Here is an 11,229-nt window from a genome sequence, read left to right as displayed (position 1 = left end):
CCGAAGCCCTCAGGTTGCTGATGAACTCCATTGCTCCGTTCGCACACGAGGCCCTGTTCTACCGGGATGAGGACGAGTTCCTCGTCAGCACGGCCAGATTCGTGGCGGACGGGGTCGACAGCGGCGAGCCGGTGCTGGTGGCCGTGCCGGAGCGCAAGATCGCGCTGTTGCGGGCGCGGCTGGGTGAGCGGGCCGACCAGGTGCACTTCATCGACATGACCGAGGCGGGCCGCAACCCCGGCCGGATCATCCCCGGTGTGCTGATGGCGTTCAGCGCGTCGGCGCCGCAGCGCCGCGTCCGGATGGTCGGCGAGCCGATGTGGCCGGGTCGCAGCGACCTCGAATATCCGGCGTGCATCCAGCACGAGGCGCTCGTCAACACGGCGTTCGAAGGGCGCCAGGGCGTCATTTTGTGCCCGTACAACGCCGGTTCGCTGCCGGAGCACGTGCTGGCGGACGCGCGCAGGACGCATCCGCTGGTGATCGACGGGTCGCGGCGGGTCGCGTCCGAGTCGTACACGGACCCGGCGGGGCTGTCGGAGGTCTACAACGTGCCACTGCCGCCGCCGCCCGCGACGGCCGAGGAGCACGCGTTCTCCGTCGGGACGCTTGCGCACGTGCGCAAGCTCGTGTCGGCGTACGCGCAGTGGTTGCGCCGCGAACAGGTTGACGACCTGGTGCTCGCGGTGAACGAGCTGGCCACGAACAGCATCCTGCACGCGTCCGGGCGGGGCGTGCTGCGGTTCTGGCGCGAGGGCGACACGGCGGTGTGCGAGGTGAGCGACTCCGGAACCGGCTTCCCGCCGTCGTTCACGGGCCTGTCGGGCTTCGGGATCGTGATGGTGAACCTGCTGTGTGACCTGGTTCGCACTCACACGAGTCACAGCGGCACCACCGTTCGGGTGTACTTGGGGCGGTAGGGAGTCGCCGCCATCTCATCGCAATGCGCAGGACACGCGGACCTGTTTTCCTTGCACACCTATGACCGACCACCTCTCCCCCCTCGACGTCGCCTTCCTCGCCATGGAGGGCAACAGCAATCCGCTGCACCTCGGCGCGGTGGCCACGTTCACGCCCACTAACCTCGTGCACCCGGCGCGCATCGCCGCCGTGCTCTGCGAACGCGCCGCGGAAGTCCCCCGCCTGCGCGCCCGCGCCCGCACCGGCCTGCTCGGCGGCGCGCGCTGGGTGGAGGATCCCGGTTTCGCGGCTGAAGATCACGTGTTCACGCACCACGTTCGTGGCCGCGACCGCTTCGCCACGCTGATCTCGCACCTGATGGCCCAGCCGCTCGACCTGGCGCGCCCGCCGTGGGAGCTGCACGTGGTCACGGGCCTGGCCGGCGGCCGGTTCGCGGTGTTCGCGAAGCTGCACCACTCGTTGTGCGACGGCATGAAGGCGGTCGGCCTGGGCCTGCGCCTGTTCGACGCGTCCCGACTGTCCATTCCGGATGCCGCGGAGCCGGCGCCGCGCCCGCTGCTCCCGTCGCTGCCGTCGTTGCGGGGCATCAGGGACACCCTGGACATCGCGTCCGCCGTGCTGCAGAACACCCGCCCGCCGACGCTGAACTCGCCGGTGCTCACCTCGTCCACGCGCCCGCGCCGGGTGGTCATGTCGCGTGTGGACCTCGCCGACGTGCACCGCATCCGCCGCGCGCACGGCGGCACGGTGAACGACGTGCTGCTGGCCCTGGTGACCGGTGCGCTGCGCCACTGGCTGACCGCGCACGACGCGGCCGGCCCGACCGCCGCGGTGCGTGCGCTGATCCCGGTGAACCAGCGCACGCGCTCCGGCGACGGCGCGGCCGGCAACTCGATCTCCGGTTTCCTGGTGTCCCTGCCGGTCGGCGAACCGGACCCGCTGGAACGCCTGCGCTCGGTGCGCACCCAGATGGAGTCCGCCAAGGCCGCCGGCCCCGACCGCGGCGCAGGCGCCCTCCCGTTGCTCGCCGACAAGGTCCCGGCCCTGCTCCACCGCCTGGCCGCCCCGGTAGCCGCGCGCTGCGCACCCCTGCTGTTCGACACGCTGGTCACCTCGGTCCCCCTGCCGTCCGTGCCGCTGTCGCTGGACGGCGCCGCACTGGCCGAGATGTACCCGGTCGCACCCGTCGCCCCAGGTCACGCGGTCGGGGTGGCGCTGTCGGTGTACCGGTCGTCGGTGCACGTCTGCCTGCACACGAACCAGTCGTGGATGTCGGACCCGCAGTGGCTCGACGGGGTGCTGCGGCGCGAGCTGGCGGCGTTGAGCGGAACCCGTTCGCTGGTGGGCTCGGTGCGCTGAGGTCTCACCCGACCGGGTGAAGCTCGTCCGGATTCACGCTGGGGTCCGTCTGGTAGATGTCCGAAACAGACCACCTCGCGCGCCCCGCAAAACGGAAACGCGGGAAGGAGGGCCCACGGGAGTTTGCTCCGACGAGGACACGGGCAGCCCACGCCCATGAGCAACACCCTGGTCCTCGACGTGGACGGAACCCTGGTCGACACCAACTACCACCACACCGTGGCGTGGCTGCGCGCGTTCCGCAGCCTCGACCTGACGGTGCCGGCCTGGCGCGTGCACCGCGCGATCGGCATGGGCGGCGACCGCATGGTGGCCGCGGTGGCCGGCGACCACGTGGAAGAACAGCACGGCGACACCCTCCGCACGACCTGGGAACGCTACTTCGACGAGCTGATCGACGAGATCCAGCCCTTCGAAGGCGCCCACCGCCTGATCCACGCCGCCACCGACATGGGCCTGTCCGTCGTGCTGGCGAGCTCCGGCAAGAGCAAGCACATCGAGCACTACCTGAAACTCCTCGACCCCGGCGACGTCGCCTGGACCACCTCCGACGACGCCGACGCCAGCAAGCCGGCTCCCGACCTCATCCAGATCGCCCTCCGCAAGGTGAAGGGCGACCGCGCGGTGATGATCGGCGACTCGGTCTGGGACTGCGAAGCCGCCCGCCGCGCGGGCCTGCCGTCCATCGGCATGCTGACGGGTGGGGTGAGCGAGGACGAGCTGATCGACAGCGGGGCGTCGGCGGTGTACCCGGACCTGGACACGGTTCGCGGGGAGCTGGCGGATCTGCCGTTCGGGGAGGTGGGCGAGTCGGCCAGCTGATGGGCTGGGTGGCGGTGAACGGCGGTTGAGCCGGGGCGGCTGGGGTGGAGCTGCGGCGACCGTTGGGGTGCGCCGAATGCCGCGGCGGCTGTTGAAGCGAACAGAGCCGAGCCACTCCGAGCCAGAACCGTGCCAAGCGCGACCAGCCGACGCCCTAAGGCTTCTGCCCCTGCGTGGGCCGGGGCTTCGAAGTGGTCGCCGCCCGCTCCTTGCTCCGCCGAGTCGTGTCCGTCTCCTCCGCCACGACGACCTCACTGGTGGGCGCGACGTCCGTGGTGGTCACCTCAGGCGGCACCACCCCGGGCGCCGAAGACCCGCTCGGCCCCGCACTCCCCGACTGCCCGGTGGGACGGACCACCCCGGGTTGGCCGGATTCCGCCGTGTGCACCACGGTCACCGTCGACGCTGAAACGGTCACGACCTGCGTGGACGGGTCCGATGCCACCTGCGGTGCCGCCGGGGCGTTGTCACCGCCACCGGCCAGCGCGAACACCACGGCCGCGACACCGACGGCCCCGACGGCGAACGCGGCGGCGGTCAGGGCCCAGCGGCGGGAGCGGGTGGGTGGGGTGGGGGTGTCGTGGGCGGCCACCGGTGCGGTGGGCAGGAGGGCGGGTACGCCGCGACTGGCCTCGTGGGCGGCTTCCAGTGCGGTGCGGCACTCGGCCGCGGTGGGGCGGCGGGACGGGTCGGAGGCGGTCATCGCCGTCAGCAGCGAGATCCAGGACACCGGCAGGTCGACGGGGACGCGGGGTGGGCGGGCGAGGCGGGCGAGGGCGGCCTCCGCGTCGCCGCCGGGGTACTCGGCGCGGCCGGTCAGGCATTCGAGCAGGACCAGGCCGAGTGAGTAGATGTCGGCCTTCGGGCCCACCTCGGCGCCGCGGACCTGTTCGGGGGCCAGGTAGCCGGCGGTGCCGACGAGGATGCCGGAGGAGGTGACCCTGGTGAGCTCCGGCAGGAGGGCCAAGCCGAAGTCGGCGAGGTAGGCCTGCTTCTCGGCGTCGTCGAGGAGGATGTTCGACGGCTTCACGTCGCGGTGCACGACGCCGAGGCCGTGGACGTGGTCGAGGACCGCCGCGACCTGGCCGCCGATGCGGGCGATGAGGCGCGGGGGCAGGGGTTCGCGCATGCGCTGGCGCAGGGTGCCGCCGGAGATCTCGCGCATCACGAAGTACGGGCGGCGGGCGACCTTGCCGGAGCTGTACACGGGGATGATGCCGGGGCACTCGACGGAGGCGAGCATCGTCGCCTCGCGCTGCAGGCGGATCTCGTCGTCGGGCAGGCCGGGGCCGGAGAACACCTTGATGGCGACCGAGCTCGTGGTCGAGCGGTCGTAGGCGCGGTAGACCTCGGCCATGCCGCCGGAACCGAGCAGCGAACCGACGACGAAGCGGTCGTCGATCACCGACCCGGTCAGGTCGCCGTCCCACGGCTCGTTCATGCGCCTCCGCTCATCGCGCAGCAACCTAACCGGTCGCGTGGAATCCCGGCTACCCGGCCACCGTGAAGATCAACCGGGTGGCGGACGGCCCGTGTGCCGTCCCACCAGCTCCTCATCGGTTCAGGCGGGGCCGGCGTAACTGAGCGGGACCTGAAGAAAATTCCACGTGCACCGGGTGCAGTAACGCCTTGATGGGCCGATCGGGTGACGTCACTCGAAGCGCAGCTGGTGGCCGACGTCCGCCGTCACCAGGCAGCCGGACATCGACCGCCACAGCCGCACGAGCCGGGACCGCAGGTCGCTGCCGCCGCTCAGCGCTTGGGCGACGAGCTGCGCGCCGAGCAGCTCCGCGACCATCTGCTCGGCGGCGTGCCGGATGTTCACGTCGGCCCTGAGCTCGCCGCGTTCCTGGGCCAGCGACAGCACCTCGCGCACCACCGCGACCCAGCCGACGACCTGGGCGGCGGCTGCGATGTCGAAGAACACGGCCTCCCGCAACAGCTTCGCGCTCACCCGCACGCCGAGGTCGGTCTCCAGCCTGCGGACGAACTCGAACGACATCAGCACCAGCGCCTGCACCGGTGACTTCTCCGCGTCCAGGTACTCGTCGCGCAGCCGGTGCCACAGCAGGGACTGCTCCTCGACCAGGGCGACGCCGAGCGCCTCCTTCGAGCGGAAGTGGCAGTACAGCGCGCCTTTCGACACATCCGCCCTGGAGCACACGTCGCTCAGGCTGGAGCCGGCGAAGCCGTCGCGGTCGAACACCTCGGCCGCGGCGGCCAGGAGCTTGGCGCGGGTACGTGCGGACTGCTCACGCCTGCTGTTCATGCCCCGGTCCGCGCGGCGGCACCGGTCGCGGTCGCGACGGCGAGGGTGTCGGGCATGTGCCAGTACTGCTCGATCTCCCCCAGGTGCACGGAGAGGACCGCGGCGAACTGCGCCAGCACCCGCTCGCCCGTCGCGAGCACCCGCCAGCGCGCCCTGCCGAACACGGCCGCGTCGCCTCCGTCGACGACGACCTGCCGCACCGCGAGCTGTTCCAGGTCGAACGTGGCGAACAGCGTCAGGAAGTGGGACTCGACCTCTCGCCGGGTGCGCGCGCCGAGGGCCCACCGGACGCCGTTCGGGTCGGCCGCCTCCCATTCCACGGTCGGTGCGCACAACCGCGCGATGCCGGAGGCGTCCTGTGCCGCGAGGCGCGCGAGGAACACCTGCACCACTTCGACCGTCGAGAGCATTTTTCCTACCTTGTCATCCAGGTCATTGCCTCGGCAACGATGCCCATGGCGGTCACACTACTGAGGGGTGCGGAATCCGAGTGCGCACACCCCATTGGCCCAGCTCAGTTCGGCCGAACATCCGATCGGTTGATTCCTGCGGTACGCGAACGTTCAACGACCGGCGGTATCACCGCAATGCACGGACCGAACTCCCGCGCTTTGCGGCAGTCTGGACGCACACCGGCATCTCACCGAAACGGAGCAGAACCGTGCTCAAGGCAGTCCGTGCAGCCCACGAGCACCAGGAGACCCCGCCGATTACCGCCTTGATTCCGCGGGCGCGGCGAGAGCAGGGCCTGACCCAGCGCGAACTGGCGGACCTGTTGTGCGAGATCTCACAGAACGACAGCGTGACCCGCGAAGAAGTGTCGAGGTGGGAACGCGGGAAGCGCATTCCCGGGCCCTACTGGCGCGCGTGGATCAGCGCCGCCCTCGACGTGCCGCACGACGAGGTCGACCGGGCAGCGCTGCTCGAACGGGAGTCGCGCAGGGCCAGGGCAGAGGACCACCCCGGTTAGCGGGAGCGGGTGGACGGCAGGGGTCCACCCGCCCGCGGGAGGGGCGGCGCCCGGTGGCCGTCACGGGCGCCGCTCCTCCGCAAGCCCTCGAAAGAAAGTCTTCGGCCCTTCTCCGGGATTTGCACTACTCGCGAGTAGCACGATTGGCGGTATGCCGAGGCCTTTCCCGGTGAAGGTGAACAGGATCGCACTCGGGTGAATACTTCGCCGTTGTCGGCAGCGCGTTCAGCGGTACGGTGCCGAGCGCACACCGGCAGCGACTCGCGTGACATCGGCTACAACGCCACGAGCTTCGGCTTCCACATTCTCTCTCTGGGCGAGAACGAGCTCTGAGCTGTCTTCGCGGACTCCTTTCGAGTCCGAACGAGTGAGCCGGAGCCGATCCAGCGGCAAGACCGGTGGGAATTGTCCCGCCCCACTCTTCGAAAGGACAGCACACGGCGCCCGTTATTCGGCGGCGAAGTGCGCTTGGACGTCCTCCACGAACCGACCGAGCAGCCGGCCGAAGGTCTCCTGGTCCTCGGTGGACCAGTCGGCGATCGCGTCGGCGAACGACCCGAGCACCGCCTCCAGGTACCGCCCGGCCGCCGCGTCACCCGGCTCGGTCAGCTCGACGAGCCGCGCCCTCTGGTCGCCGGGGTCGGTGACGCGGCGGACCAGACCCGCGCGTTCCAGGTCGTGCAGGTGCCTCGTGACGTGCGGACCGGCGACCTGCATCCGCGTGGCGATCTCCCCGACCCGCAGCGGCTGACCGGCCATGCGCAGGGTGATCAGCACGGTCAGGCCCGGCCGGTCGAGCGGGATGCCGACGCGTTCCACGGCCCTCTCGACCAGGCGGCTCCGGTTGAGCACGGTGCCCAGGCGCAGGAGGTGCGGCAGCATCGCCGCGGGGTTCAGGCCCTCGCCCACAACTTACCTACCTAACTTAGGTATATGATTGCGTCGGTCGTGAAACGATACCTAAGTTAGTTAACGGAGGCTTTCGTGAGCTCAGTCCTGATCTCCGGCGCCAGCGTCGCCGGTCCGTCCCTCGCGTTCTGGCTGCGGCGGCACGGCTTCGACGTCACCGTCGTGGAGCGGTCCCACACCCTGCGCGGCGGCGGCTACCCCATCGACATCCGCGGCACGGCGCTCGGCGTGGTCGAGCGGATGGGCCTGCTCCCCCGGCTGCGCGAGGCGCACGTCGACACCCAGCGGATCACGTTCCTCGACGCCGGTGGTGAGCGCGTCGCGTCGATCCGGCCGGAGACGATCACCGGCGGCGACGACCACCGCGACCTGGAGGTGCGGCGCGGTGACCTCGCCGAGATCCTCTACGAGGTCGTGCGCGACGACGTGGAGTTCCTGTTCGACAACTCCGTCGTGGCCATGGACGACCACGACGGCGGTGTGGACGTGACGTTCCGCAGCGGCCTTCAGCGCACCTACGACCACGTCGTCGGCGCCGACGGGCTGCACTCCGCGGTGCGCGCGCTGACGTTCGGCCCGGAGGAGCAGTTCCACCGCTACCTCGGGTACTGCTTCGCGGGCTTCACCCTGCCCAACCACCTCGGTCTCGCGCACGAGGCGCTGCTGTGGAACGAACCCGGCCGCGCCGCCGCGCTCTACGCCGTGGGCGAGGAGCCGACCGTGCACGGGTTCCTGAGCTTCACCCGCGCCGAGGCCCCGTTCGGCGCCTTCCACGACCCGCTGGCCCAGCGCGACCTGGTCGCGGAGGTCTTCGCGGGCGACGGCTGGGAGGTGCCGCGGCTGGTCGCGGCGATGCGGTCGGCCGAGGACCTGTTCTTCGACACGGTCAGCCAGATCCGCATGCCGCACTGGTCGTCCGGTCGCGTCGCGCTCGTCGGTGACGCCGCGTACGCCCCGTCGTTCCTCACCGGGCAGGGGTCGAGCCTCGCGCTGGTCGGCGCGTACGTGCTGGCCGGCCACCTCGGCACGGCACCGGACCACGCGGCGGCGTTCGCGGCGTACGAACGCGGCACCCGGCCGTTCGTCGAGGCGAACCAGAACCTCGTGCGGGAAGGCGACGCGGAGCTGTTCCCCGGCACGGCGGAGGCCCTCGCCGCCCGCAACGCCGCGTTGCGGGAGCGGGAGACCATGGCGACGGGCGGCAGCCGTCCCGAGCACTCCGCGCTCGTGCTCCCCGAGTTCGGCTAACGCCGCTCGTAGCGGGTCATGACCACCCCGCCGGGGAACGTCCGCGTCTCCACGAGGGCGAGGTCCACCCGGCCGTCGAACGCGGGGAAGAACGGCGTGCCGCCGCCGACCAGGACCGGGTGGGTGACGACCTGGTACTCGTCGACCAGCCCGGCCCGCACGGCCGCCGCGGCCAGCGCCGCGCCGCCGACCCGCATCGGCCCGCCGTCGCCGTCCCTGAGCCGGGTGATCTCGGCGACCGCGTCGCCGGGCACCACGCGGGTGTTCCAGCCGGCCTCCCCGACCGTGGAGGAGAACAGCACCTTCGGCGTGTCCCGCCAGTTCCGCGCGAACTCGACCTCGGCCGGGGTGGCGCCCGGCCGCTGGTCGCCCGTCGGCCAGTGGGAGCTCATCGCCTCCCACAACCCGCGCCCGTACAGGAACAGCTCGATCGCCTGCTCCTGTTCGAGCCACCACTCGAACAGCTCGTCGCTCGACACGCCCCAGCCGATGTCACCACCGGTCGCGGCGACGTGGCCGTCGAGGCTCACGTTCATGCCGTAGGTCAGCTTCCGCATGACGCCATCTTGCCGTCGAGGTACCGCACAACCGAGGAACAGGTTCCCCACAGGTGCCTCACAGGAACCGGCCGCAGTCTGGGTGCCATGACGGACAACCACGACCGCGGCCTCCAGTACGACCTCGCCACGCTCCTCGGGCGCCGGCGGGCGCTGACGCTGTTCGGCGGCGCGGGCCTCACCCTCGTGGCCTGCGCCCCGTCGACCACCACGACCACGTCGTCCCCCACGGCCTCCACCTCCGCTGCCGCCCGGGGCGCCGCGCTGGAGGCGATCCCCGAGGAGACCGCCGGGCCGTACCCCGGTGACGGCTCCAACGGCCCGAACGCGTTGACGCAGAGCGGCATCGTGCGGTCCGACATCCGCTCCAGCTTCGGCTCGTCGACCCGCACGGCCGAGGGCGTGCCGCTGACGATCGAGCTGACCGTGCGGCACGAGGACGGCACGCCGTACCCCGGTGCGGCCGTCTACCTGTGGCACTGCGACATCAACGGCGACTACTCGATGTACTCCGACCGCGTGAAGGACGAGAACTTCCTGCGCGGCGTGCAGGAGACCGACGCGAGCGGGAGGCTCAAGTTCGTGAGCGTGTTCCCCGGCGCGTACTCGGGGCGCTGGCCGCACGTCCACTTCGAGGTCTACCCGAGCCTCTCCGAGGCCACCGGGGCGGGCAACAAGATCACGACCTCGCAGCTCGCACTGCCGGAGTCGACGTGCAAGGAGGTCTACGGCACCACCGGCTACACGCAGTCGGTGCGCACCATGTCGCGATCCTCGCTGCAGCAGGACATGGTGTTCCGCGACGGCGTCGACCAGCAGATGGCGACCATGTCCGGCAACGTGTCCGCCGGCTACACGGCCTCACTCACCTTCGCGGTGCAGGGCTAGCCACAGCTCGGCGCGCAGGCCGGGCGAGTCCAGGGAGCGGCCCAGCGCCTGCTCGGCCCTGCGCACGCGGCTCTTCAACGTGTGCCGGTGCACGCCGAGCCGGGCCGCCGCCGGGTCCCACGCGCCGTGGTGGCCCAGCCAGACCCGCAAGGCCTCCCTCGCCCCGGCGTCGAGCGGCCGCAGCAGCGCGGCGGCGAACCCGTCCGGCAACGGGATCCGGCCGGCCAGGTCCTCGAACGCGCGCACACCCGCTTCCCGCGCCCGCACGGCCTCCCGGTAGCCGCGCGCGACCTGCGTTCCGTCCACTTCGGACGACGAGAAGCCGTCGGACTCGGCCGCCAGCACCACGACGTCACCGTCGTGCTCCGCCCAGAACACGTCGTCGTCGTCCGGTGGCGAGGTGACGAGGTGGACGCGGAACCGCTCGGGCAGGCCGTCGACCGGCAGTCCCGCGAGGAGCAGCCGGAACTGCGCGGCGCGCAGCTCCCCGCGGGCCGCGTCGACGGCGTCGTTCCGCGCCAGGGCGAGGGTGAGCAGGGACGCCGCGGTGTTGACGATGCCGGGTTCGGGCCGGGTGGTGCCCACGGCGAGCACACCGCGTGCCTGGCTGCCGAGCACTTGGAGGAACACGTGGGTCCCCGCGAGCTCGAACGCGGCGCTCGCGAGCCCGCCGGCGGTCCGCAACCGGGCCAGCTCGGCGGTCAGGTCGGGCACCAGGCGCGGGTTGTGCGCGTGCACGGGGTGACCGGCGGCGTCGAGCAGCACGACCCAGCCGTCGACCCACTGGCCGAGCCGGCGCACCACACCCCCGACCCCGGCCCTGACCGCGGCACGGGTGAGCGCGCGCTGGGCCTCGCTGGTGCGGGTGAGGGCGGCGTACTCGTCGGCGGCCACGGCCCTCGACACGGCCTTGCTGATCGCGATGAACGGCACCTCGCGCGGCACCTCCACCAGCCCGAGCCCGGTGCGGCGGGCGGCGTCGACGAGCGCGGGCGGCACGGCGGCGTGGCTGAGCCCGGTGCCGAAACCGAGGCCGACGACCCCCGCGCGCACCAGCCGGTCGACGTAGTCCTCCCCCGGCTCGCCCAGTCCGGTGGTCAGCAGCAGCTCACCGCCCTCCAGGAACGGCGCCGGGTCGGCGAGCTCCGTGCCGTGCACCCAGCCGACCGGTCGTGACACGTCACCGGCGAGCACCGGCAACCGCAGCGCGGACGCGAGCTCCCGCAACGTGATCGGCATGTGCCAGTTTGTACAGCGAGGCCGCTGCTGATCGCCATTTCCGCCAC

The 11,229-nt window shown here is 71.6% G+C and carries 12 protein-coding genes; 6 read left to right on the top strand and 6 right to left on the bottom strand.

What is annotated here, in order from left to right; translation table 11 throughout:
- Positions 1 to 20 precede the first annotated feature (20 nt).
- From ACVDFE_RS19095 to ACVDFE_RS19085, 3 genes are all read left to right on the top strand, one after another.
- Entirely contained in the window at positions 21 to 920 is a 900-nt protein-coding gene (locus ACVDFE_RS19095; protein WP_458431269.1) for an anti-sigma factor RsbA family regulatory protein, read from the top strand.
- Between the two features lie 61 nt (positions 921 to 981).
- Positions 982 to 2,280, top strand: coding sequence for a wax ester/triacylglycerol synthase family O-acyltransferase (locus ACVDFE_RS19090; protein ID WP_458431268.1), 1,299 nt, complete (start codon positions 982 to 984; stop codon positions 2,278 to 2,280).
- 156 nt (positions 2,281 to 2,436) lie between these two features.
- Complete coding sequence (locus ACVDFE_RS19085; RefSeq protein ID WP_360396181.1) at positions 2,437 to 3,102, top strand: HAD family hydrolase; 666 nt, start codon at positions 2,437 to 2,439, stop codon at positions 3,100 to 3,102.
- A 154-nt stretch (positions 3,103 to 3,256) separates the two neighbouring features.
- On the opposite strand, the gene ACVDFE_RS19080 is transcribed toward ACVDFE_RS19085, so the two are convergent.
- The 3 genes from ACVDFE_RS19080 to ACVDFE_RS19070 form a co-directional block, all read right to left on the bottom strand.
- Positions 3,257 to 4,543 (bottom strand): serine/threonine-protein kinase, encoded by a 1,287-nt coding sequence (locus tag ACVDFE_RS19080; protein WP_458431267.1) that lies wholly within the window; start codon positions 4,541 to 4,543, stop codon positions 3,257 to 3,259.
- A gap of 210 nt (positions 4,544 to 4,753) precedes the next feature.
- Positions 4,754 to 5,371 (bottom strand): ScbR family autoregulator-binding transcription factor, encoded by a 618-nt coding sequence (locus ACVDFE_RS19075; protein ID WP_458431266.1) that lies wholly within the window; start codon positions 5,369 to 5,371, stop codon positions 4,754 to 4,756.
- A complete protein-coding gene (locus ACVDFE_RS19070) occupies positions 5,368 to 5,781 on the bottom strand; it encodes a nuclear transport factor 2 family protein (RefSeq protein WP_360396176.1) in 414 nt (137 codons plus the stop codon). The genes ACVDFE_RS19075 and ACVDFE_RS19070 overlap by 4 nt, the downstream gene beginning before the upstream one ends.
- 251 nt (positions 5,782 to 6,032) lie before the next feature.
- Between ACVDFE_RS19070 and ACVDFE_RS19065 the strand changes: the two genes are divergently transcribed.
- A complete protein-coding gene (locus tag ACVDFE_RS19065) occupies positions 6,033 to 6,341 on the top strand; it encodes a helix-turn-helix transcriptional regulator (protein WP_360396174.1) in 309 nt (102 codons plus the stop codon).
- 447 nt (positions 6,342 to 6,788) lie between these two features.
- Here ACVDFE_RS19065 and ACVDFE_RS19060 read toward each other — a convergent pair whose 3' ends face one another.
- The gene (locus tag ACVDFE_RS19060; protein ID WP_360396172.1) at positions 6,789 to 7,250 is read right to left on the bottom strand and encodes a MarR family winged helix-turn-helix transcriptional regulator; all 462 of its coding nucleotides are present in this window, start codon (positions 7,248 to 7,250) and stop codon (positions 6,789 to 6,791) included.
- A 75-nt stretch (positions 7,251 to 7,325) separates the two neighbouring features.
- Between ACVDFE_RS19060 and ACVDFE_RS19055 the strand changes: the two genes are divergently transcribed.
- Positions 7,326 to 8,498, top strand: coding sequence for an FAD-dependent monooxygenase (locus ACVDFE_RS19055; protein ID WP_458431265.1), 1,173 nt, complete (start codon positions 7,326 to 7,328; stop codon positions 8,496 to 8,498).
- Here ACVDFE_RS19055 and ACVDFE_RS19050 read toward each other — a convergent pair.
- Entirely contained in the window at positions 8,495 to 9,055 is a 561-nt protein-coding gene (locus ACVDFE_RS19050) for a dihydrofolate reductase family protein (RefSeq protein ID WP_458431264.1), read from the bottom strand. The genes ACVDFE_RS19055 and ACVDFE_RS19050 overlap by 4 nt on opposite strands.
- 87 nt (positions 9,056 to 9,142) lie before the next feature.
- Here ACVDFE_RS19050 and ACVDFE_RS19045 point away from each other — a divergent pair, with 87 nt between their 5' ends.
- Entirely contained in the window at positions 9,143 to 9,943 is an 801-nt protein-coding gene (locus tag ACVDFE_RS19045; protein ID WP_458431263.1) for a dioxygenase family protein, read from the top strand.
- Here the strand turns inward: ACVDFE_RS19045 and ACVDFE_RS19040 are convergent.
- A complete protein-coding gene (locus ACVDFE_RS19040) occupies positions 9,917 to 11,182 on the bottom strand; it encodes a PucR family transcriptional regulator ligand-binding domain-containing protein (RefSeq protein WP_458431262.1) in 1,266 nt (421 codons plus the stop codon). The genes ACVDFE_RS19045 and ACVDFE_RS19040 overlap by 27 nt on opposite strands.
- Between the last annotated feature and the right edge of the window lie 47 nt (positions 11,183 to 11,229).

The organism is Lentzea chajnantorensis, from assembly GCF_054300775.1.
This window is presented reverse-complemented; position numbering and strand designations above follow the sequence as displayed.